General features: G+C 44.3%; 15 protein-coding genes. 12 read left to right on the top strand and 3 right to left on the bottom strand.

Translation table 11 applies throughout. The features are described from left to right. Positions 1-19: 19 nt before the first annotated feature. The 6 genes from GGD38_RS32410 (at position 20) to GGD38_RS32385 (ending at position 8,740) form a co-directional block, all read left to right on the top strand. Positions 20-889, top strand: a complete 870-nt coding sequence (locus GGD38_RS32410) for an ABC transporter ATP-binding protein (RefSeq protein WP_375296522.1) — start codon at positions 20-22, stop codon at positions 887-889. An 80-nt stretch (positions 890-969) separates the two neighbouring features. Further along, entirely contained in the window at positions 970-2,277 is a 1,308-nt protein-coding gene (locus GGD38_RS32405) for a NarK family nitrate/nitrite MFS transporter (protein WP_375296521.1), read from the top strand. A 69-nt stretch (positions 2,278-2,346) separates the two neighbouring features. Then, positions 2,347-5,865, top strand: a complete 3,519-nt coding sequence (locus GGD38_RS32400) for a molybdopterin-dependent oxidoreductase (RefSeq protein ID WP_375296520.1) — start codon at positions 2,347-2,349, stop codon at positions 5,863-5,865. A gap of 166 nt (positions 5,866-6,031) precedes the next feature. Continuing rightward, positions 6,032-7,519, top strand: a complete 1,488-nt coding sequence (locus GGD38_RS32395; RefSeq protein WP_375296519.1) for a rubredoxin — start codon at positions 6,032-6,034, stop codon at positions 7,517-7,519. Positions 7,520-7,808: 289 nt separating this feature from the next. Then, the gene (locus GGD38_RS32390; protein ID WP_375296518.1) at positions 7,809-8,096 is read left to right on the top strand and encodes a SelT/SelW/SelH family protein; all 288 of its coding nucleotides are present in this window, start codon (positions 7,809-7,811) and stop codon (positions 8,094-8,096) included. Positions 8,097-8,131: 35 nt separating this feature from the next. Next, the gene (locus GGD38_RS32385; RefSeq protein WP_375296517.1) at positions 8,132-8,740 is read left to right on the top strand and encodes a molybdenum cofactor guanylyltransferase; all 609 of its coding nucleotides are present in this window, start codon (positions 8,132-8,134) and stop codon (positions 8,738-8,740) included. A 59-nt stretch (positions 8,741-8,799) separates the two neighbouring features. Here GGD38_RS32385 and GGD38_RS32380 read toward each other — a convergent pair whose 3' ends face one another. Together GGD38_RS32380 and rpiA are read right to left on the bottom strand one after the other, a co-directional pair. Continuing rightward, positions 8,800-10,239 (bottom strand): PLP-dependent aminotransferase family protein, encoded by a 1,440-nt coding sequence (locus GGD38_RS32380; protein WP_375296516.1) that lies wholly within the window; start codon positions 10,237-10,239, stop codon positions 8,800-8,802. Between the two features lie 148 nt (positions 10,240-10,387). Beyond that, the gene (rpiA, locus tag GGD38_RS32375; protein ID WP_375296515.1) at positions 10,388-11,071 is read right to left on the bottom strand and encodes a ribose-5-phosphate isomerase RpiA; all 684 of its coding nucleotides are present in this window, start codon (positions 11,069-11,071) and stop codon (positions 10,388-10,390) included. 340 nt (positions 11,072-11,411) lie between these two features. On the opposite strand from rpiA, the gene GGD38_RS32370 reads away from it, so the two are divergent. Beyond that, positions 11,412-11,678: a hypothetical protein gene (locus tag GGD38_RS32370; RefSeq protein WP_375296514.1), complete on the top strand. Its 267-nt coding sequence runs from the start codon at positions 11,412-11,414 to the stop codon at positions 11,676-11,678. A gap of 156 nt (positions 11,679-11,834) precedes the next feature. Here GGD38_RS32370 and GGD38_RS32365 read toward each other — a convergent pair whose 3' ends face one another. Then, a complete protein-coding gene (locus tag GGD38_RS32365) occupies positions 11,835-12,875 on the bottom strand; it encodes a LacI family DNA-binding transcriptional regulator (RefSeq protein ID WP_375296513.1) in 1,041 nt (346 codons plus the stop codon). A gap of 521 nt (positions 12,876-13,396) precedes the next feature. On the opposite strand from GGD38_RS32365, the gene GGD38_RS32360 reads away from it, so the two are divergent. The 5 genes from GGD38_RS32360 to GGD38_RS32340 all read left to right on the top strand — a co-directional run bounded on the left by GGD38_RS32360 (position 13,397) and on the right by GGD38_RS32340 (position 25,506). Next, complete coding sequence (locus GGD38_RS32360) at positions 13,397-16,594, top strand: SusC/RagA family TonB-linked outer membrane protein (protein ID WP_375296512.1); 3,198 nt, start codon at positions 13,397-13,399, stop codon at positions 16,592-16,594. An 18-nt stretch (positions 16,595-16,612) separates the two neighbouring features. Beyond that, a complete protein-coding gene (locus GGD38_RS32355; RefSeq protein WP_375296511.1) occupies positions 16,613-18,433 on the top strand; it encodes a RagB/SusD family nutrient uptake outer membrane protein in 1,821 nt (606 codons plus the stop codon). 316 nt (positions 18,434-18,749) lie between these two features. Next, entirely contained in the window at positions 18,750-21,980 is a 3,231-nt protein-coding gene (locus tag GGD38_RS32350; RefSeq protein ID WP_375303936.1) for a SusC/RagA family TonB-linked outer membrane protein, read from the top strand. Positions 21,981-21,990: 10 nt separating this feature from the next. Beyond that, positions 21,991-23,844, top strand: a complete 1,854-nt coding sequence (locus GGD38_RS32345; RefSeq protein WP_375296509.1) for a RagB/SusD family nutrient uptake outer membrane protein — start codon at positions 21,991-21,993, stop codon at positions 23,842-23,844. 21 nt (positions 23,845-23,865) lie between these two features. After that, positions 23,866-25,506 (top strand): DUF5123 domain-containing protein, encoded by a 1,641-nt coding sequence (locus tag GGD38_RS32340; RefSeq protein WP_375296508.1) that lies wholly within the window; start codon positions 23,866-23,868, stop codon positions 25,504-25,506.

Raw genomic sequence — 25,506 nt, 5'->3', positions numbered from 1 at the left:
CGCATTAAATCGGCAAACGATGAACTCAGCAACCACTAAAACAGTAACACAAAATATTGCCGACTCCATTTTGGAGCCGGTACTAACACCGTCAACAGCTATTGCAGTAAATAATGTTACGGTGAGTTTTAAAACGCTTAAAGGCACATATACCGCGGTGAAGGAAATTTCCCTCACCGTTCAAAAAGGTGAGATCATATCATTGATCGGTCACTCAGGTTGTGGCAAATCAACCCTTATGGGTACTATCAGCGGTATGGTAAAACCAACAACAGGGGAAGTGATAGCCAATGGTAAAAAAGTAGAAGGTCCGGGACCCGACAGAGGCATTGTTTTTCAGAATTATTCATTGCTGCCCTGGTTAACTGTATACAGGAATATATATGAGGCAGTGGACTCTGCTTTAAAGAATTTATCAAAATGCGAAAAGAAAGAACTGGTTGAGCAAACGCTGAAGACCGTGCATTTGTGGGACCATAAAGACAAACTGCCCGGTCATTTATCGGGTGGTATGAAACAACGGGTGGCCATTGCAAGAGCATTCGCCATTAACCCAACCATCCTGTTGCTCGATGAGCCTTTTGGTGCGCTCGATGCACTGACCAAAAGCAACATGCACGTAGAGTTGCTGAAATTATGGAACCTCGATAATCGCGAGAAGACCATTGTAATGGTTACCCACGATATTGAAGAGGCTATTTTCTTAAGCGACAGGGTAGTGGTAATGAATAACGGGCCCGAAGCAACGATCAAAGAAATAGTGCCGGTTCCCCTGGAGCGGCCGCGTAACAAGAAAGACATTGTGCATGACCCGGTTTACATGGAAACGCACGATAAGTTGTTAAACTTATTAATTGATAAGTTTTCAATTGACGATATAAAGGAGTAGGTTGACGAGTTAACAAGTTGACGAGTTAACAAGGAAATAAACCCTAAGCTAATTTTTTTAAAAGCATTAATCACTGAAGTATGAATCAACCACTGTCAAAGCTGAACATTTTCTCAGGCAAGGGCATTCAGATGCGCACTTTCCACATTACCTGGTTAACCTTTTTCTTTTGCTTTTTTGGCTGGTTTGGCATTGCACCGTTGATGCCGCTGGTACGTGAGCAATTACATTTAACAAAAGAGCAGGTTGGTAATATTACCATTGCATCTGTTTCTGCCACCATTATTGCCCGGTTGATCATCGGCCGTTTGTGCGATACGTTGGGCCCCCGTTTATCATATACAATCTTACTTGTGTTGGGTGCTATTCCCGTAATGTGTATTGGTTTTGCCAATAGTTACGAATCGTTCCTGCTGTTCCGTCTTGTGATCGGCATCATAGGTGCTTCGTTTGTAATAACACAGTTTCATACTTCAGTAATGTTTGCTCCCAATGTAATTGGAACAGCCAATGCGGTTGCCGGTGGTTGGGGTAACCTGGGTGGTGGTGTTACTCAAATTGTAATGCCATTGGTTGCGGCCGCTTTTGTAGGCGCCGGTTATATTGACAAAGGCAATAGCTGGCGCGTAGCTATGATAGTGCCCGGCGCTATTTTGCTGGTAATGGCATTTGTTTATTACCGCTTTACAAAAGATACTCCTAATGGTAATTACAGCGAAATAAAACGCCAAACGAAAGAAAAGAAAAAAGGCACTTTCATAATGGCTATGAAGGATTACAGAACATGGGTGCTGGCCATTGCTTATGCAGCCTGTTTTGGTGTTGAAATAACAGTTGATAACGTAGCGGCTACCTATTTTGTAGATAATTATAAAGCAACCCTTATTATGGCCGGTGCGCTGGCGAGCATCTTTGGTTTTATGAACCTGTTTGCCCGCGCCCTGGGTGGTATTGTAAGCGATAAAGTAGGTAAAGCCTACGGTTTGCGTGGAAAAGGATTGTTGCTGGCGGGCTTCCTGGTACTGGAAGGTTTGGGTATTGTACTGTTCTCAAAAGCAGGTAGTTTACCTGTAGCTATTTTCTCCATGTTGCTGTTTGCCCTGTTTCTTAAAATGGCAAATGGCGGTACCTACTCAATTGTACCATTTGTAAACAAAGAAGCCATAGGAAGTGTGTCGGGTATTGTAGGTGCAGGTGGAAATATTGGCGCCATGCTTATTGGATTCCTTTTTAAATCAAAGAACATAACCTATTCACAGGCTTTCTTTTACATAGGCATTGGAGTGGCTGTGGTGGGTTTGGTTGTACTGTTAACGCATTTGCGTACTGCACGTGGCGTAGAAGCTGCTACAAACCTAAAAGACGAAGCTGCTTTGGCAAGAGCCTAAGAAAAACAGATGAATATTGAATGTTGAATGACGAAGTGAAAAGAAAGCATTAATTAAAGATTGGTAACCATGAATAATCAGCATCCCGAATCGGTGACAACAACCTGCAGCTATTGTGGCGTGGGATGTGGTATCGTTGTAAACAAGGACAAAAGAGGGAATATTACGGTTGAAGGCGACAAAAATCATCCGGTCAATAAAGGCATGTTGTGCAGCAAAGGCATGAACATTCATTATACGGTGAACGACAAAAGCGACCGCCTGTTCTACCCACAAATGCGCTATAATAAAAATATGCCATTGCAGCGGGTAAGCTGGAACGATGCGCTTGACCGCACTGCCGCTGTATTCAAAACCTTTATCGATAAATATGGTCCTGATTCCGTTGCTTTTTATGTATCCGGACAGTGCCTTACCGAAGAGTATTATGTTATCAATAAACTGATTAAAGGGTTTATTGGCAGCAACAATATAGATACCAACTCGCGCTTATGTATGAGCAGCGCCGTGGTTGGTTACAAGATGTCGCTGGGTGAAGACAGTGTGCCTGGTTGTTATGATGATATTGAACTGGCCGATTGTTTTTTTGTAACTGGTGCTAACCCGGCCTGGTGCCATCCTATTTTATGGCGCCGTATTGAAGCGCATAAAGCTGCCAACCCCAATGTAAAGATCATTGTTGCCGACCCGCGTAAAACCGATACCTGTTCACTGGCCGATGTTCATTTACAATTGAACCCAGGTACAGACGTTACACTGAACCATGCCATTGGAAGGTTGTTGATAGAGAACGGTGATGTTGATCTTGATTTTGTAAAGAACCACAGCGAAGGATTTGAACAATATAAAAAGATCGTTTTTCAGCGTACGCTTGAGGAAGCAGCTGAGATCTGCGGTGTTGATGTAGTTTCTATTAAACTGGCTGCACAACATATTGGCAATGCCAAAGGGTTTATAAGCCTGTGGACGATGGGGCTTAACCAAAGCGCCGTGGGTGTTAATAAAAACCTCAGCCTTATTAACCTCAACCTCATTACAGGCCATATTGGCAAACCAGGCTCTGGTCCGTTTTCGTTAACTGGTCAGCCCAACGCCATGGGGGGCCGCGAAGTAGGTGGTTTATCGAACATGTTGCCGGCGCATCGGAACCTGGCTAATGCCGAACACCGCGCTGAAGTAGAAAAGTTTTGGGGTGGTACCACAATCAATCCCAAGCCGGGGCTTACTGCTACCGAAATGTTCGATGCATTGAATGAGGGTAAGTTAAAAGCCATTTGGATCATCTGTACCAACCCATTGGTAAGTTTGCCCAATGCCCGTGTTGCAGAGGAAGGGTTGAAGAAAGCGAAGTTTGTGGTGGTTCAGGACGTGAGCAATAAACCTGAGACGCTCAAATATGCTGATGTAATTCTGCCCGCCGCCAGCTGGACGGAGAAAGAGGGCACCATGACCAACTCTGAACGAAGAATTACCTACCTGAATAAAATTGTTGATGCACCGGGTGAAGCATTGCCCGATGCGGAGATCATTTGCCGTTTCGCACAGAAGATGGGTTATACAGGTTTTGATTATAAAGATGCTTCAGCTATTTATGATGAGCATGCCCGTCTCACCGAAGGCACTAATATTGATATAAGCGGACTTGACTATAGTACTATAAAAACCAGGAGGTCGGTGCAATGGCCCTTTCCCAAAGGGGAAACGGGTCAGGGCACTGCGCGTTTGTTTACCGACAAAATATTTTATACCCCTTCCACCAAAGCCATCATTCACCCGGTATCCGATGATCTTACCAGTGAAAAACCAGATGGCGATTTTCCGTTCATTCTAACTACCGGCCGTATTCGCGATCAATGGCATACCATGAGCAAAACCGGTAAGGTAAATAAACTTAAACAACATATTTCACAGGCGTTTCTTGAAATACATCCCGAAGATGCCCGCCGCCTGCATTTGAAAGAAGGCGATATTGCCGTGGTAACTTCACGCCGGGGCGAGGTACAGGTTAAGGTAAACGTATCAAACACCATCAAAAAAGGCGTGGTGTTTTTGCCCATGCACTGGGGTAAGATCCTGAACAACGATCTTAATCGTGCAAACAACATTACCAGCACCCTCATAGATCCCATTTCAAAAGAGCCCGATTTTAAATATTGTGCCGTACAGGTAGCGCCATTTAAAAAGCCGCGTCAAAGAATTGTGATCATAGGAGCCGGCGCCGGTGCCTTTGGTTTTGTGAAATCGTACCGCGAAATGAACAGTGAAGATGAACTGGTGATCTTTAGTAAAGAGAACTTTCCTTTTTATAACCGCGTGATGTTGCCCGACTATATCAGTGGTACCCAAAGCTGGGACCAGCTGGTAAAAATGAAAGATTCAGAGGAAATAGGTTATAATATAAAATTATACAGAGGTGTAAGTGTAGAAAAGGTAGATCGCGAAAATAAATGTGTCATTGACTCAACCGGTCGTACCACATATTATGATGTGTTGCTGATGGCCACGGGTAGCCGCGCTGCGGTTCCACGTAATGTGCCTGCGCTGAAAGGAATTTTTACCATGCGCAGCCGTACCGATGCCGATGAATTTAAGAACCACGTACCGGCCGATGGCAATGTGGTAATTGTGGGTGGTGGTTTATTAGGGCTTGAGCTGGCAGCGTCATTACGTGAGGTAGGAATTAAAGTAACCATTGTACAACGTATTTCGCGTTTTCTCGACAGGCAGCTCGATCCACTAGGAAGCCAGATGCTGCATGAAGAAATGGTTGATCAGCAATGCGATGTTTATTACGACGATGAAGTGACGTTGTTCTACGGTCGTAGTGAATTAACAGGTATTCGGTTAAAAAGCGGTGTGGTTATAGATTGTAATGCCCTGGTTTTTGCCATTGGTACCGTACCTAATATTGAGCTGGCCCGGGAAACCGGTTTGCATTGCCAGCGCGGGGTAATTGTAAATGAACGCCTGCAAACCAGCGACCCCAATATTTTTGCCATTGGTGAAATTGCCGAATTTGAAGGTATACTGTATGGTATTACGGCAGCGGCAGAGCAACAGGCGCATGTAGTAGCCCGCTATTTACAGGGCGATATCGCCAGCTTTTATAAAGGCAGCCTGTTCATGAATATTATTAAGATCCATGGCTTTGACCTTTGTAGTATTGGTATACCCGAATGCCCCAACGACGAATATGAAGAGATCATTTTCTTAGATAAAGCAAAGCGCTATTATAAAAAATGTATCATTCACCAGGACCGGCTTGTGGGCGCCATTTTAATTGGCGATAAAAGCGAGTTCCAGGAATTCAGGGAACTTATTGCCAATAAAATTGAGCTGAATGAAAAACGCCTGCAGCTGTTACGCAACGGCAAAAAGGCCGAACCGGTATTGGGTAAACTGGTATGTAGCTGTAACAATGTAGGAAGTGATAATTTGAAGAACAAGATCAATGAAGGTTGTACCGATTTCAAACAACTGTGTTCATTGACCGGCGCCGGTACAGGTTGCGGTTCGTGCAGGCCTGAAGTGCAGAGAATATTAGAAGAGACTTTGTCAAATGCTACAAGTAGTTTGTTGGTTAAGTAGCATTTATGTCGTGAAACGTGAAACGTGAAACGGCAAACGCCCAATTTCGAGGCTCACGTTTTGTTGGCAATCTCAAAGTTCGCGAGCTATTTCACGTTTCACGTTTGCCGTTTTACGATCGGTAATAGAACGAAGAAGCATAATTTAAGAACAAAGAATTAAAAGAATGAGGAAGTATCATCATATCAAAATAAACCTTCCCGGTGGCATTGTTCCCGCCGGTGACCTGCATGCATGGATGGAAGCGGCTGAAAGATGTGGGGTAGACCAGGTGCAGTTTGGTAATCGCCAGCAATTGTATTGCCGGGCCGATAGCGCCAGTGAAAAAGAGTTTCGCAAAGAGCTGGATCAGCTGGGTGTTGTTTATGAAGTAAATAAAGATGAGTATGCCAATATACTTACCTCATATGTGGCGGAAGATGTTTTTCAAAATGCCAACTGGTTAAGCGAAGGTGTTTATAAAGATATTCTGGGGTTATTCGATTACCGCCCGCAACTGAAGTTGAACCTGGTTGATGCCAATCAAAGTTTCATTCCCTTCTTTACCGGTAATATCAATTTCATTTCATCGCCGGTAAATAATTATTGGTACTTATACATTCGCTTTCCAAAAACTACGGTTATTTATTGCTGGAAGGGACTGATCTATTCAGATGATATACCCCGTATAACCAGTTTGCTGGAAGGTTTCATTATAAACAACAAATCGCTCACCGATGGCGATGCGTTGTATGAAATGGTGCATAGCAAAGAACAATTCATTATGCAGCCGGTTAGCGCCGAGTTGAGCATTCCAAAATTTGCATTGCCCTATTACGAAGGTTTTAACCGTTATGGCGAAAAAACCTGGTTGGGTATTTATCGCCGCGATGAGTGCTTCCCGGTTTCTTTCTTAAAAGATATTGCTTCTCTGTGTTTGAAAACAAAAGTGGGGCAATTGTACATAACGCCCTGGAAATCGCTTATTGTAAAAGGTATTGCCCAAAATGATCGCACTGCCTGGGAATATGTGTTGAATACGTACCGCATAAACGTACATCATGCTGCCAATGAATTGAACTGGCAAATTGAAGATCTGAGTGAAGAAGGGCTGAACCTTAAACGATATATTATTCGTCAGTTTGACAAAGATGATGTTCGCACGCATGGGCTCAGCTTTGCTGTTAAAACAAAACCCAAATCGGGTTTGTTTGGTTTGTTTGGCGGGGTGGTAATTGCCAAACAGAATAATACAAGCCGTAATAAAAGCGCGGCCATGAACCGGTACGATATTATGTACACAAAAGATTTTAACCCCAACAGCCGGGAGTATATTTTATTTCGAAGCGGTGTGCAAAAGGAAGAGTTGGGCGCTTACCTGATATCGCTGTGTAAATATTTTTATGACCTTACCACCGAGGCCGATAAAATATTACATAGTGTTTACCGGCAGGAAGTGGTGCAGAACCCGGTTGCCAAAGCGTCAGTGAATGTACCTGTTGTTTATCAATGCAAACACTGTTTTACAGTGTACGACGAACAGTATGGCGATAGTATCAACGATATAGCGCCGGGAATACCTTTCGGTCAATTACCTGATACATATCAGTGTCCGGTATGTGAGTCGGAAAAATCGGAATTCCAGGCTATGAGAGGGGAGGGGATTAAGGTTTAACGGCCAATTGGCAAAGGCAGTCGTAAAACGTGAAACGTGAGACGTGAAACGGCTGTCCAATTTCGAGGCTCGCGTTTTGTCGGCGATCGCCAATAAATTGGGGTTGTGCAAGTTTGTGAGCGGATTTGGGAAATTAACGAACCCTTTCACGTTTCATCCGCCAGCTGGCGGACCGTTTCACGATTCACGAAAAATCATCATATTTAACTTCGTTTTTTTTCTACCGTGTGTAACAGGGTTTGGTTGCCGGGCGCTTGCGCCTTGGCTGCTGAACCCTTATCTTTGTTACATGAAACCGACTATTACGATAGAATATTGTCCAAAATGCAATTGGTTATTACGAGCGGCTTATATGGCACAGGAGTTGTTGACCACCTTTACTGATGAGTTAGGGGGCGTAATGCTGAAACCCAGCGAGGTTAGTGGGCGGTATACTATTTGCATCGGAGAGCAAAAGGTCTTCGATCGTAAAGAAGCAGGCGGTTTCCTCGAAATTAAAGAAGTGAAGCAATTGGTGCGCGATGTGGTGGCGCCGGGTAAAAGCCTGGGTCATGCCGATCGCAAGGTGCACGATTAATTGCTTTGATTGATCACCTTCCAGTATATACAACTATGGAGAACTTGTTAGGTGTTATATTATGTGGTGGCCAAAGTAAACGCATGGGTTCCGATAAGGGACTGTTGCCTATTCGCAATACCATCTGGGCCAAACATATGCATGAGAAGCTGGCCATGTTTCACCTTCCGGTGATCTATTCGGTAAATGAGCAGCAGGTGCATACCTATGTTGAAGAAATTTCTCCCGAACTTTTAGTGGTTGATAATGCTGAAGTGGAAGGCCCGCTGAAGGGACTGCTCAGCGTTCATCAGCAATACCCCGATAAAGACCTGTTGTTGCTGGCCTGCGATATGCTCGACCTGGATGCCGCCACCATCGACCATCTGTTGCAGGAATACATGCGCGATAACCAGTTTGATTTTTACGTTTACCAGGATGTAGAATATGCCCAACCCTTTTGTGGCATTTATACCCGCACCGGTCTTGAAAAAGTAGCCGGCCGCATTATGATCGGGCGCCTGAATAATTACAGTCTGCAATCTGTTTTCGATGAAGGTTGTACGCAAAGACTAGCCATACGCACACAACATGTTTTCCGCAATTATAATTCCAACGCCGATATAGAGGCTTATTTTGAGCACCCCATAAATCCAATTTGCTAATGTGATAATGGAAGGCAAGTTGGCGAGTTAACAAGTTAACGAGTCAACTAGTCAACTCGTTAACCCATCTTCTTAACAAGGTTACCTATAATTCTCAACCCCCGTTCAACTTCATCACCCCAGGGTCTTCCATATCCAATACGGATATAATTACTATAGCGGTCGCGCATAGAGAAAATACGTCCCGGCGCAACAGACACCTGGTACTTCATTGCTTCCTGGTACAGGTGAAAGGTGTTCACCTTTTTATTCAGTTCAAGCCATAATACAAAACCACCTTGCGGCCGCGATATTTTAGTGTCTGCAGGAAAATGATCGAGAATGCCCTGCACATAACGCAATTGTTGGGTGTGCAACGCCGTGCGCAATTTTTTCAAATGATAATCAAAACGGCCTATGCCCAGGAAGTGCGCCATGGTATGTTGGGTAATGGTAACACCCGAAATAGTATGTCGCATTTTAAGACGAATAAGTTCTTCTTTAAAGCGGCCGGGTATCGTCCAGCCGATGCGGTAACCCGGCGCCAGCGATTTACTTATAGAAGAACAATACAGCACCCAGCCTTCAGTATCATAAGTTTTACAACAGCGCGGGCGATGATGACCAAAATACAACTCTCCATAGATATCATCTTCAATGAGGGGTATGCGATGTTTGGTGATCAGTTCAACCAACGCCTTTTTATTTTCATCGGGCATACAACAGCCGAGCGGATTGTTGAAGCTGGGCACAAACACACAAGCCCTGATATTCGATCTTTTGATGGCTTCTTCCAAATAGTTCAAATCAATTCCGGTGACTGCATCTGTAGGTATCTCAATTACATGCAGTCCCAGCGTTTGCATTACCTGGTAAATGCCAAAGAAGGTGGGCGTTTCAATCGCAACAGTATCTCCTGGCCGGGTAACCGCCTGTAACGAAAGCGACAATGCTTCCATGCAACCGGCTGTGACCACCACGTCATTCTCATTTATTTTTCCGCCCCAGTTAAAAGCCATCCGAGCAACCTGTTTCCGCAATTCGGGATTACCCTGTACATCTTCATATTGAACACAACTGGTAGGGGAGTGACGAAAAGCATGCACCAGCGATTTGTTCAGTTTGGCCAGGGGTAACAACTCAACACCTGGGGCTGCCAGGGCCAGGTTGGTAACATCGGTAGCGCTTAGTTTTTTAAAAACAGCGGCAATCATATCATCCACGCTGATGGAATCGGCCAATGATTCAGGCCTGGGCGCCGCGGGTAAAGCGGGAAAGCGTTTTTGCGTAAAGCGAACATAGTAGCCCGATTTTGGTCGTGATTCAATAAGACCTTTTCCCTCGAGATAATAGTAAGCCTGAAAGGCGGTGCCCATGCTAATGCCATATTCATCGCTCAGCATGCGAACCGAAGGCAGCTTGTCGCCGATCTTTAGGATCTCATTCTGGATCATCTGTTCAAGGTTGCCCGCGATCTGCAGGTACAGGTGATCTGTGCCGCTCAGTTTGTTTTTGTGCATTGGTTGGGTGAATCTGATATAGTTGAAGGTACGAAAAGTAAATCTGATCTGGAACAGGCTCTCCCTTCAACATATCAACATTTCAACTCCTTGTTAACTTGTCAACGTGTTAACTTGTCAACTCCTCGTCAACCAGTCAACTCGTCAACTAACGATGCAGCGTCTCTGTTCTACCATCCCCATACCCCACCAACACCAGGTCCGCCATATTCACAAACAAACCATTATCAACCACGCCGGGGATGGCGTTGAGGTCATATGATAAAATATCGGGGTTTTCAATTTGCTGAAAGGGGCAGTCGAGAATGTAGTGGCCGTGGTCACTTACAAAAGGCTGATTATCTTTAATCCGTAAGGAGGCTTCAATATGATATACTTCTTTTATTTTCCGTTGTACCTGTTTCCAGCCAAAGGGAATTACTTCAAGGGGCAGGGGGAATTTGCCCAGCTGTTTAACCAGCTTTGTTTCGTCGGCGAGGATGAGGAGTTCGCGGGAGGCAGCCGCTACCATTTTTTCCTGTAACAGGGCGCCGCCGCCGCCTTTTATTAGTTGCAGGTTGGGGTCAATTTCATCGGCGCCATCGATGGTAATATCTATAGAAGTAACGTCGTTCAGTTCGGCCAGTGGAATATTTTGTTCGGCAGCCAGGGCGGCTGTTCTTTTTGAAGTAGGAATGGCCCTGAAGAACAGGCCTTGTTTTACACGTTCGCCCAGCTCCATAATAAGCCAGTAGATCGTTGAGCCTGTACCAATACCAACAGTCATATTGTTTTGAACCAATTCAACTGCCTGTTGCGCTACTAATTTTTTAATCTCATCCTGCGTAAGCATAAAGTGAAGATAATTTGAAAAATCGTTATTAGTGTAATTTGAAACATTAAGTGTGACATTTAATAGATCAACCGATGGCTTAATTCAATTAAGCCACGGTTTAAAAGATCAAATTGATCAATTCATAACACTAAATGATCGGTTTGAACAATTGAACGATCGTTCAATTGAATTAAACGATGGGTAAATTGAAAAAGATGACCATTTAAAACATCAAAAGGCAGGCTTAAACAAATTGAACGATGGCTTAAAAGATCAAATCGACCAATTTGAAAAATTAAACGATGGGTAAATTGAAAAAGATGACCATTTAAAACATCAAAACGCAGGCTTAAACAAATTGAACGATGGCTTAAAAGATCAAATCGATCAATTTGAAAAATTAAACGATGGCAAAATTGAAAAAGATGACCATCCAAAACATCAAAAGGCAGGTTTAAACAAATTGAACGATGGCTTAAAAGATCAAATCGATCAATTTGAAAAATTAAACGATGGCAAAATTGAAAAAGATGACCATTTAAAACATCAAAACACAGGCTTAAACAAATTGAACGATGGCTTAAAAGATCAAATCGACCAATTTGAAAAATTAAACGATGGGTAAATTGAAAAAGATGACCATTTAAAACATCAAAAGGCAGGCTTAAACAAATTGAACGATGGCTTAAAAGATCGAAACGATCGATATGAAACATTAAGTCGTGGATTGAAACCCGGAACCCGAAACCCGAAACTCAAAACTGAGAACTTAAAACTAAGACTAAGAAGCCGGTGGATGTTCCGAACTCTCCCTTGTAAAAAGTTCCGTATCCAGTATCCTGGTTTCAAACTCTGTAACCGGCCGTTTGCTTTCAATAATAGAAATGAGCAACTCGGTAGCCGCCTGGCCCATATCAAATGCCGGCTGGCGCACTGCCGATAATGGCGGGTTAAACAACTCGGCTATATTGGTATTGGTAAAACCAACCACCGAAATATCTTCAGGTATTTTTTTGCCGGCAGCCTTTAACGCTGTAAGGCAGGAAGTTGTAATACGATCGCTGGCCGTTAAAATGGCATCGGGTTTTTGGCGGCCGCCGAACATTTTCTTTATCTCATCCTCAATTTCCTCATATATCATACCGCCATGCAGGGTATAATGCACCAGCTTTTCATCAAAGGGCAGGTTATTCTTTTGCAATGCCTCCTGGTACCCCTGCAATCTTTCTTTGGTAATACTTAGGTTTTGCGAGTTGGTAACATGCGCTATACGGGTAAATCCTTTATTTATCAAATGTTGGGTAGCGTCAAAAGCGCCCTTTATATTATTGGCGGTTACCTTGTGTGTATTTATTTCATTGGTAATGCGGTCGAAGAAAACTACCGGCAGCCCTTTGTCATGAAGCTCCTTTAAGTGCGAAAGATCGATGGTTTCGTTACTCAGCGATACCAACAACCCATCCACCGATCGCGAGGCCAGGTGTTGAATGGTCACCTTTTCCCGCTCGTACGATTCGTGGCTTTGGGAAATAATAACATGGTACCCGCGGTTGTACGCAATGGATTCAATTCCATTGATCGCCTGCGAGAAAAACGTATTAGCAATCTCGCTAACTACTACCCCAATCGACCTGCTTTTGCGCTCTTTCAGGCTTAAAGCGATCGGGTTGGGCCGGTAATTAATTTTCTCGGCGTATTCAAGTACCAGTTTTTTTGTTTCGGGGCTTATTTCGTAGCTACCGCGCAATGCACGCGAAACGGTAGAAGTTGAAAGTCCCAACGCCCTGGCAATATCCTTTATGGTTACAGTCTCAAATTTCACAGTGTGGCAGCAAAGTACAGATAAAAATAGTCTTTTTCAATAAGACTGTTGATCAATTTGCAATTTGCAATAGGTCCCGGCTTGCCGGAAGCAAGGGTTGCCGATTTTCGGGCCCTCCTAATATTCCCGAGTCTCTTTGCCTATTGTCTATTGCCAGTTGTCAATTGGTACCGGGAACGATTGCACAGAAAAAGCCATGTGGAAACTGTAATATTCAAAAATATCTGGTTAAAATTGAATTAGAATATTGGACGTCATTTATTCCCGATAGGACCTAAGTATTGTTATACCGGCTTTTTGTACCTCCCTTGTTGGTAGTTATTCTCCCATAACTATCAGCCCTTTCTCCGAACCCACTGATTTTGAGGCGGCCCTGTATTTGGGCGTAGCAAAGACCTTCGCATACCCCGTACTGTGCATGTTATGCAGTTGACCACCCTTTGGCTGGTGGTTAAAACGATTGCCTGTTAAACGGCTTTTCGCAAAGCCTTCTATTGCTTAAAACCTAAAAGTGTCGCCATATGAGTAAATTCAAACCATTACTAGCGCTGCTACTATTCATTCCATTTTTTCTTCAGGCTCAAACGAGGCAAATTTCTGGTACTGTAACCGATGATAAGGGACAACCGGCATCGAACGTTACAGTAAGCGTGAAAGGGGGACGCTCGGCACAAACCGATGCCCGCGGACATTTTTCCATACCCATCACCGGTTCGGGAAATGTAAGTGTAACCTTGTCGAGTGTTGGGTTCAAACCCATAACCGTAACCGCCGATGACAAGGAAGAGTTAAAGGTTCAGCTCGAACGCGATGCCACCACACTGGCCGAAGTGGTGATCGGTTACCAAACCGTTCCGCGTAGTAAAGTAAGCGGTTCGGTTTCATCGCTGGCAGGCCGGCAAATTAAAGATGTGCCCCTTTCATCAGCTGCCGAAGCATTACAGGGCCGGTTGGCCGGGGTACAGGTGACTGCATCGGAAGGTGCACCCGGTTCCGACATCATTGTTCGGGTACGTGGCGGCGGCTCCATTACGCAAGACAACTCACCATTATATATAGTGGATGGAGTGCAGGTTGAAAATGCGTTGAGTGTTATTTCGCCACAGGACATTGCATCTATCGACGTACTCAAAGATGCATCAACCACGGCTATTTATGGCGCCCGTGCTGCCAATGGGGTGGTCATCATAACTACCAAGGGTGGCCGTTCGGGAAAAACGCAGATCAACTACAACGGTTCTTTCGGCTGGCGCGAACTGCCCCAGTTCATGGACGTTATGAGCCCTTACGATTTTGTGCGCTGGCAATATGAAAGAAGCCGCGGTAACATAGCCGATAGCACCAGCTTTGTACAAACCTATGGTCGCACCTGGGATACGTTGAATGTGTACAAAGATATTCCAATGATCAACTGGCAAAAGGAAGTGTTTGGCCGCGATGCTAAATTCAGCAATCAAAACGTTTCGCTGAATGGCGGCAATGATAATACACAATATAATTTAAGTCTTACCGCCAATAAAGAAGATGGTATTCAAATTGAATCAGGTTTCGATCGTTACCTGGTGAACTTCAAACTCGATCATAAAGCCTCGGATAAATTAAAGATCGGGTTCAATGCCCGCTATCTCGATCAAACTATTCGAGGCGCAGGCACCACCAACAGCGGCACCCGCGCCACTAACCGTATGCGCCATGCCATCAATTACCGTCCGTTCGAATTGCCAACAGCTACAGGTGGTATCGATGATTTTGACGAAGCTTATTTTCTCGCTTCCAGTGGCGCCATTAACCCGGTAATATTAACAAAGGCTGAATACAGGAAGCAATTTACAAAGGCTACTTACCTCAGCGGATTTTTCAGTTATACCATTGTGAAGAACCTTACGTTCAGATCAACCTTTGGTTATGATAATTCGGTAGTGGAATCCGATCAGTTCTTTAGCAAGATAACCTCAACCGCCCGCAACTTTGCGTCGCTGCCAACGGCATCAATAGGCGAACAATACAACAATACGCTCAGCAATTCCAATACGCTGCAATATAATCTCACCAATTATAAAGGTAAACACGATATCAGCGTACTGGTGGGGCAGGAGGTTGTTGACCAGCGAAGCCGTCAAAGCACATTTGAAACGCGCTATTTCCCATCGGACATTACAGCAGAAAAAGCATTGGAGAATATGGGCGCCGGTGCTGCGCCGCCCGGTTCGTCACAGCCATTGCCAACTACCTTTAAACAACCGCCCAGCCGCATCTTCTCATTGTTTGGCCGCGCCAGTTATGAATTTGATGATAAATATTCAGCCACCTTTAACCTGCGGGCCGATCGTTCCTCAAAATTCAGCAGCGATAACGGAACGCTGGTGTTCCCATCAGGTTCGGTAGCGTGGCGCTTTAGCCGGGAAGACTTTATGAAAGATATTACATGGCTCAATGATGCAAAACTGCGCTTCGGTTACGGATCGGTGGGCAACAATCGCATTGATAACCTGCTGTACCTGCAATTATACGGCGTAACCGGTCAGTATGCCTTCAACCATATTATACAGCCCGGTGTGGCCCCAACCGCACTGCGTAACCCCGATTTACGTTGGGAACGCAATACTACTATGAACCTTGGCCTGGACCTGGCCTTGTTGAACAACCGGTTAAACTTTACGGTAGATGTTTATAAGAACTCGGCCAAAGACCTGTTGCTGTCGGTGAACATTCCACCAACTTTAGGATATACCACACAGTTGCAGAATCTGGGCGCTACCAGCAACCGCGGGGTTGAATTCCAGGTAAACGCAATACCGGTATCGCAAAAAGATTTTACCTGGAACACCAGTTTCAATATCTCCTTTAACAAGAACAAGATAGAGAATTTAGGTGGCCCCGATTTTCTTACCCGTAACTCAGGCTGGCAGGGTAGCGATGGTGTAGATGACTACCTGGTAAAAGTAGGACAGCCTGCCGGTTTAATGTATGGTTTTATAACCGAAGGTTTTTACCCGATAGATGATTTTAATTACAATGCCGGTATATACACAATAAAACCAACTGTTGCCAGTAACAGTGTATATGGAACTCCTCAGCCTGGTATGTTAAAGTGGCGCGATATCAGTGGCCCCAACGGCGTGCCCGATGGCGTAATAACCGCCGATTACGACAGAACCGTTATCGGTGACGCCAATCCGAAATTCACCGGCGGCTGGAACAACCAGTTCTCTTATAAAAATTTCGACCTGAGTGTGTTTGTGAATTTTGTTTACGGAAATGACATTTACAACGCTAACATACTTGAGTGGACCGACGGCGCTTTTCCCAACCTGAATATGTTGAATATTATGAAAGACAGGTGGACAAATATCAACGATCAGGGTGTGCGGGTTACCGATCCTAAAGAGTTGGCGGCGCTTAATGAGCACGCTAAAATATGGACACCTGTACGGGTACAACGCTGGTGGTTGCATTCATGGGCTGTGGAAGATGGTTCTTACCTGCGTATAAACAACCTTACAGTGGGTTATTCATTGCCAAAAACGGTGATCAATAAAATAAAGCTCTCCACCTTCCGCGTGTTTGCTACTGTGAACAACCTGGCAACACTCACCAGTTATTCGGGCTTCGATCCCGATGTAACGGCCCGAAGGACTGATCCGTTAACACCGGGTGTTGACTTTGCCGCTTATCCCCGTTCACGTACCTGGGTGTTTGGTGTAAATGTTACTTTCTAACAAAAAAACGAATGACGTATGAAGCATATACGATTGCATAAAATAATTACCGCCTCTATTATATTGGTTCTGTTATCCGTTGCATCCGGTTGCAAAAAGTATACTGAGGTTGAACCGGAGTCGGGTTATACCATTCCTGAAGTGTTTACAGATGTGCCCAACGCCACCATGGCCGTTGTGGGTGTATATGATGAATTACAGGGCGACAATGGATATGGTATTCGCATCAGCATGTATTACCCTTATGATTCTGATGAAGGCATTGTAAGTGGCGGTATCGACAACGGTCGCCGCGGAGTTGGCCGGTATCAATTGTTATTGACCAATGCAGAGATCTCTAATCCCTTTCGCCAGTTATACCGTGGGGTAGAAAAGGCCAATTTGTGTATTGAGCAAATACCGCAAATGAAACTGTATACCGATGGCACCGATACCGAGAAAAAAGAATTGAAAAGATTGTATGCAGAATCGCTTACGCTGCGGGCGCAGTTTTTATTTGAACTGATCCGCAACTGGGGCGATGTGCCGGCGCCAATGATACCCTCGTATAAACAAACAAGTTTGTTTATTCCACGTAACGATCGCGATAGTACATACGATAAGATCATTGCCGACCTGGCAACCGCTATTGACATGTTGCCCTGGCGAACAGAAGTTGCCCGCAACGAACGCATAACAAAAGGCGCAGCCAAAGCATTGCGTGCCAGGATCGCTTTGTTCAGAGGCGGTTATTCATTACGTGGCAATGGCCAGATAGAGCGCCACAGCGACTATCTGAAATATTATGAAATAGCCAAAAAAGAATGTGAAGAGTTGATGGCGAGAAGAGATCAGCATACCCTGAACCCCAGTTATGAGGACATCTGGCGTAAAGTAACAAGCTTTGCATATGACCCACAGGGTGAAATACTTTTTGAAGTAGGCGCCGGTGGTGGTAATGGTAACAGCGACAGCCGTATGGGCAATTACGATGGGCCTGTGCTCAACAATGCATCGCGTTATGGCGCCGGTGGCGGCGGTATTACTATGTTGCCCAATTATTTTTATGCATTCGATTCGGTAGACCTGCGTCGCGATGTAACCATTACGTGGTACGAGGTGCCCAATGCAACCAATGTAAAAAGAGTACGCCGCATTAGTGAATTGAACACCGGTAAATACCGGCGCGACTGGCGCGTGCCTTTACTGCCCGGTACTGTGTTGAATGTAGGCTACAACTGGGCGATGATCCGTTTTTCGGATGTGCTGTTGATGTATGCCGAAGCGGTGAATGAAATAAATGGCGGCCCAACCGCACAGGCTATCAGTGCATTTGAAGAAGTTCGAAGAAGAGCCTATAAAGGTAATGAAAGTAAAATGGGTACTACGCCAACTGCCAAGGCTGCATTCTTTGATGCGGTTGCCAATGAGCGTTACCTTGAGTTTGGACATGAAGGCATACGCAAATACGATCTGTTGCGTTGGGGCCAGCTGGCAGCTAAACTTGCCGATACACGAAAAAAGATTGATGATATGCAGGCCGGCGCCGGTGTATACGCCAATGTGCCCGATACTATTTATTATAAAAACGTAGGTGAAGAGGTACAGTTTTATAATGGTTCAAATACGTCGGTAACAGCGCAGCCTTTCTGGCAGCCCAAACAGAAACCTTCACCCCTTACGGGTTGGACGGCAGTGGCCTGGCGGGGTTATTTAGCAACTCCAATTATTGATAACAAACCTTTGAGTACAGGCTTCGCCAGCTTTTTTGTTTCAGGCAAAAGTGAGTTATATCCCTTCGATCAGGCAACACTGTCGGCCTACCAGGGACAGTTGACGCAGAATCCGGGGTATCAATAATCAATAGACAATAGGCAATGGACAATTACAGGGTGGGTCTCCGTCATGGGGGCTCACCCTTTCAATTTTCGCGGCACATACGAAAACATTTTCTTAAAACTTGTCATGGTCTTTCCAACTAGTCTCCGTCATTTACAACGTTGCCGGGAACGATTGCATAGAAAAAAGACTGACGATTGTTAGATTTTAAGAAATACCTCGCTATAATTGACATTGGATTCATGTTAAAAGCGATTGTTAATTATTAAATACGCCAGGTTCCGGCTTGTGAAAACGCCGCCTAAGGCTGTACGAAACCCCAAAATGACCTAGCCATATGAGTATGAGAATTACTTTGGTAGTCCTTCATTTCTTCTTTCCCATTTTCCTTTTTGCCCAAACAAGAACAATCAGAGGTACTGTAAACGACGACAAAGGTGTTGCTATCACCGGCGCAAGCGTGTTGGTAAAAGGTACCAACAACGGTGCACAAACCGATGGTTCGGGAAACTTTAAATTAACGGTTAACAGTACATCGGGTAAAGTGGTGCTAACCTTCACTTATTTGGGTTACCAAAAAAAGGAGGTAGCAACCGATGGTTCAGCCGACGTTACTGTGCAGCTGGAAAAAGAAGAAAGCAGCCTGGAAGATGTAGTTGTTATTGGTTACGGTAGCAGTAAGAAAAAGAACCTTACCGGCGCAGTAGCTATTGTTAGTGGTAAAGAGCTGATGAAAACACCGGTGGCCAATGCGGCTGAAGCCCTTACAGGTAGAATTGCCGGTTTGCAGATCACCACAACAGAAGGCTCACCCGATGCCGAAATTAAAGTACGCCTGCGTGGTGGTACTTCTATTTCACAGGACAATTCACCGCTATATATAGTAGACGGATTTCCTGTTAGCAATATCAACAATATTGCCATGTCGAGCATCGAAACATTTACCTTCCTTAAAGATGCCGCCTCCACCGCTATTTACGGTTCCCGCGCCAGTAATGGGGTATTCCTCATTACAACCAAAGAAGGTAAGGCCGGTAAGATCAATGTTAACGTAAATGCTTACAATGGCTTCAGAAAAATAACCAAAGAGCTGGAAGTGCTGAACCCGTATGAGTACGTGCGTTATCAACATGAGATCGATCAGTCATCCACATTCGAAAATTACTATGGTAATTTTAAAGACCTTGATATTTATAAATCAATAAAAGGAAGGGATTGGCAGGATGAAGTATTCGGCCGCAATGCCAAACAACAATATTATAATGTGGGGTTGAGTGGCGGAGCCAAAAACGCACGTTTTAGTTTGAACCTTACCCGTAACAAGGAAGAGAGTGTTATGATCGGTTCTGGTTATGAACGAAACAATCTCGATTTTAAACTCAATGGCGAGATCAATCCTAAACTTACTTTCGACCTCAATACCCGCCTTGGCTGGATGAAGGTTGATGGGGCAGGGGTAAACGTAGGCTCCGGCGCCACTACCCGTTTACGTAACTCTATTAAATATGCACCTACCCGCGGTATAAGTGAATTTGATCAGGGTGTTATTGATGATGATGCCATTACTGCCGAAGATCAAAGTTTATTATACGATCCACTTGCATCGGCAAACGATGAATATAAAAAACAAAGCCGGTTGAACAGTACGTTCAACGGCGGGCTTACCTGGAAAATATTTCCATTCTTAAGTTTCCGTTCAGAAGGCGGCTTTGAATTCAGGAACGAACGTACCGATAATGTGTGGGGCCCTCATACCTCACAGGCCCAGCAATATGCTGGTCAGCCCATTGCCAATATTTATACGCTGAGCGGCTCTTCTTATCGCATCTCTAACTTTTTCACATTTGATAAAGCCGGCATTTTTCCAAGACATAATCTGAATGTAGTAGTAGGGCAGGAGATCTTGTCGAGCGGGTATAAAACAATAACCAACGAATCGCGCTTCTTCCCTACCAATATGAAGTATGAGGATGCGTTGGCCAATATGAATTTTGGTACGCCCATACCAACGGTAACTTATATTGCTGCAGACCAGCGGATGCGTTCTTATTTTGGCCGTGTTAAATATGAAATAAACAACAAATACATTTTTGATGCCACCGTTCGTGCCGATGGTTCAAGCAAATTTGCAGAAGGACACCAATGGGGGTATTTCAGTGCCGGAACCGCTGCGTGGAAAATTTCTGAGGAGGAATTCTTGCATGACGTTTCCTGGTTAAACCAGTTGAAACTGCGTTTGAGCTATGGCGAAACCGGGAACAACCAGATACCGCCCGGCCAATGGCAAATGAAATATATCACCAGCAATGAAAATAAACCGTATTACCTGGGCGAAGCGGAAGCACGTAATTTTATCCCTGACAACTTACTTTACAATCCCGAGCTGAAATGGGAAACTTCTGTAATCAGAAATGCCGGCGTTGACTTCACTGTGCTTAACAACCGCCTGAGTGGTAGTGTTGAACTTTACCTGACCACAACCCGCGATCTGTTGTTGCAACAGCCTGTACCAACAAACTCGGGTTATACCGGCCAGTTAAAAAATGTAGGACAAACAACCAACCGGGGTATTGAACTCACCCTCAATGGTAGTATCGTTAATACAAAAGACTTCAGCCTGAACGCATCATTTAACATTGGCTTCAACAAAAACCGGGTTGATGATTTTCCCAATGGTGATCTGAATTATAAATTATATTCGTCTGGCTGGAATGGTACTGCCCAACCACTGGAAGACTATTTGATAAAAGCCGGAGAGCCTACCGGTCAAATGTATGGTTATGTAACCGATGGCATGTATACGTTTGATGATTTCACTTTCAACAACACCACAAAGAAATGGGACCTGGTTGGCGGTGTGCCCGATAATAGCGCAGTGATCTCTCCATCTTATTTCGGTCCTGGTATTTTGAAGTTTAAAGATATTTCAGGTGGTGCCGAAGGTAAACCCGATGGCAAGATCGATGCGAACGACAGAACGGTGATTGGAAATGCCAACCCCAAACACCAGGGTGGGTTTAGTTTGAACGCCCGTTATAAGAACTTCGACTTTATGACGTTTTTTAACTGGACCTATGGCAACGATATTTATAATGCTAATAAAATAGATTATACAACCTTTTTGCTCAGCCGAAAATACCAGAACATTCTGGCCGATATGGACCTGAACCATCGTTTTACGATCATCGATCCTGAAACCGGTTTGAATGTGGCCCAGGGCGCCAATGCCAATCCGCAACGCCTGATGGACATAAATCAGAATGCTTCTATCTGGAGTCCTTTAATGACAGTAACACCCCTGCATTCATGGGCTATTGAAGACGGTTCTTTCCTGCGTTTGAATACCATAACCGTAGGTTATACCATCCCTAAAAGTATTCTGGAACGCGCGCACATTGGCAGCGTACGGGTATACGTAACGGCATATAACCTGCACACCTGGACCAATTACACAGGGTTCGATCCTGAAGTTGATGCCCGCAGAAGCCCGCCGGTAACACCTGGCGTTGATTATTCCGCTTATCCAAAAAGCCGCTCTTTTGTAGGTGGTATTAACGTAACATTTTAATTGACTTGCTATGAAAATGAAGCTATCTATTTTATCCCTTGCCATATCTGGTTTAGTTATTACAGGTTGTAAAAAAGACTTTTTAAATACATCTTCGCCTTCTGAATTTACCCCCGACCTGGTATTTTCATCAACTGCATATACCGAATTTGCGATTACCGGTACATATGCATTGCTTACTCAGGATTATTTGTACTCTGCCCGTTTACCGCTGAACTATGCAACCAATTCTGACATAGAGGTGGTAGGCGCCGACAATGTATCTTATAAAGAGAACACCAACCGGGGCTTATCTAATTATTTGGGAACGCCCGATAATAGTGCTATTGCCCGTGAGTGGACAACCATTTACAAATTGATAGAGCGTGCTAATTTGTGTGTGGATGGTATCAGGAACAGCGCGGTAATGAAAACAAAAGATTCAACAGTGATGAAGGCTTTTTTGGGCGAAGCGCTTACCTTGCGTGCGCTGGCTTATTTTGAGCTGGTGAAGAACTGGGGCGATGTGCCATATAAAGCCGAGCCAACCAAATACGATCTGTCGAATGTATATCTTGAGCCTACCGATCGCGATGTGATCTATGATTACCTTATCGCCGACCTCGAAGAAGCGGATGCTTATGTTCCCTGGGTAGGAAGTGGTACATATGGAACGGTAGAAAGGATTACAAAAGGTTTTATAAAAGGGTTAACTGCACGTATTGCCCTGTTTCGCGGTGGTTATTCTTTACGTAACCGTAACGGAAGTTATGTAACCGAAAGAGGAAGTAACTGGGAAAAGTATTATACGCTGGCGCGTAAAAAATGCCAGGAGATAATGGCCCAGAATGTACATAAGCTAAATGCCAGCTATGTAGATATCTGGAAAAAATTGTGCTCTTATCAAATGGATGCGGCCTACCAGGAAAACCTGTTCGAAGTGGCCAATGGTTTGGGCCGCAGCGGCGAAATGGGTTATTCAATCGGAATTCGTTTTTACACCAATTCAAAATATGGGTTTGGCAACAATGCCAACGTGGTAAATACAACGGCCTGGTATTTTTATATGTTCGATCAAAAAGACCTGCGCCGCGATGCAACCATAGCCTATTATTCTTATAGCAATGGTTCCGCAGAAGTTAAGGAAGTGTTTCAAACCAACCCCATGTCGTTCAACTTTGCCAAATGGGACCAACGCTTTATGAATTCAACCTGGGCTGCTATGAACAAAGCCGCCGGCGGTAAATTTGGTTATGGTGTTAACTGGTCTATCATGCGTTATGCCGATGTGTTGCTGATGTTTGCTGAAGCTGAAAATGCCCTTAACGGCCCTACCGGGCTGGCTAAAGATGCATTGAAGCAAGTGCGTAACCGCGCCTTTGCCGATGCCGATAAGGCAGTAAAGGTAGATGCGTATGTAAATGCACTAGGCGATCAGCAGTCATTCTTCAATGCGTTGGTAAATGAACGCGCTTATGAGTTTGGCGGCGAGGCCATTCGTAAATACGATCTCATCCGCTGGAACCTGCTGGTAAGTAAGATACAGGAACAAAGGGATGGGTTTAAACAAATGCTTTCAGGAACAGGTGCATGGAACACCTTGCCTACCTACTTGTTCTATAAATACAAATCAGGTAATGAGATCATTGAAAAAGACAGTATAAATTTCTATAACGATAAAGGAACGGCCGATATAGCCGGTTATACAAAAATTCCCTGGCTGTCAACACAAACCCCGGCCAACAAAACCCTGTACTCTGACCGTGTTGATCTGTTCAGCAGTGGGTTGAACCCTGCCGGTGTACCAAACCGGCACCTGTATCCCATTGCCAACTCTATCATAGCCGAGTCGAATGGAACATTAAAGAACGCATACGGATTTTAATAACCTTTAATCATCGTAGAAATGAAAATAACATCTTTATATAAGATCTCTTTAATAGCTGTGCTGGCTGGTATTATTGCCACTGGTATAGTATCATGTAAAAAATATAACGACTGGGATACCGATGAAAGCGCCAGTCGTTTGTTCAGGCCTACCTCTGTAGGCGCTGTTGTAGATGGCATTGCAGTAACATTACGCTGGAAAGCGAAATCAGGCACTACCTCTTACACCATCGAGCTGTCTAAAGATAGTTTGCAATTTGCCCCGATCATATATACTTATTCAGTTAATAGTGTAACACAGGATGCAGATGGGTATAAGAATTTTATAATTCCCGAAAGGCTTAAAGCGCTTACAAGATATTCGGCAAGAATTAAGGGGCTTGATACCACTGGTACAAAAACTGAATCACAATGGGAAGTAGTTACTTTTAAAACAGCTACCGAACAGCTCATGAGCCCGGTAACCGACGCTGATAAAACGCCTTATACGGTAACCCTGAATTGGAAAACGCCAAACGAAGTAAGTCACTTTATATTGGTGAATTCCCAGGGCATTGGAACAAAGTACGATATCACCGCTGCTGAGAAAACGGCAGGTTCAAAAACGATCGCGAACCTTACGCCTACCAAAGCTTACACGGCCATATTGTACAATGATACCCTCATTCGTGGCACCCAGGCATTCACATTGCCGGCCGATTTGCCAAAGGGCAAAAATGTCATTTATGTAGCTGCCACTGATGACCTGGCAACTTTGTTGTTGACGGTTAAAGACAGTACTATATTTGTGTTGCGTCAGGGAACAAAATATACTACTGTGAATACAAATACGGCAGTAACGCCTATTATTCTTCCCAATAACGTGTCCTTTACCATTTGGGGCGAAGCCGGGGCTAATAAACCCATCCTGGCTTTTAATGGCATAACATTACCAGCTAATGCCGGCACTATTAAATTTGAGAACCTTGATATTACCGGGTATGAGAATGGTGATGCTTCTGGTGCAAAACGCAATTATATCTTTAACCAGTCAACAGCCTCAACTACCAACGAGATCATTTTTGAGAACTGTACCATTCGCAACCTGGTGAACACGCCCATGCGTATTCAGGCCGCATCTATCACAATCAATAAATTTACGTTCAACAATTGTTTGATCTACGATATTGGCGACAACAATGCAAATGGTACTTATGCACTGATCCATAATTCCACAACCAGTACAATTAATAATATAACAATTACAAATTGCACCATTGCCAAGATTGGGTACTCAATTATATTACATGGCAGTGCAGCCTCTCAATCGGTAACAGTAAGTAATAATACCTTTTACAATGTAGTAGGTAATGGCCGGTATTTTATCGATTGTGGAACCTTGCCCATGTCTGGCGGGTTTACCTTTACAAACAACATTATCTCAAAAATCCTGTCTCCTTTAGGCACGGCAAAAGGAATACGGTCGGGAACGCCCCAAACTACAAGCAATAACTATAAAACATCAGATGTAACGTTTGCATCTGACCAAATTAATGGGATAATTGATTATACCAAACCCGGTACAGACCTGTTTACCGATGTTACAACTAACAATTTCCTTATAAAGGATATTACATTTGCAGGTAAGTCAGACAGTGGCGATCCCCGCTGGAGACAATAA

The organism is Niastella sp. OAS944 (genome assembly GCA_024809215.1).
GTDB lineage: Bacteria > Bacteroidota > Bacteroidia > Chitinophagales > Chitinophagaceae > Niastella.
Note: the sequence above shows the minus strand (reverse complement) of the source record. Positions and strands in the feature narration are given on the sequence as shown.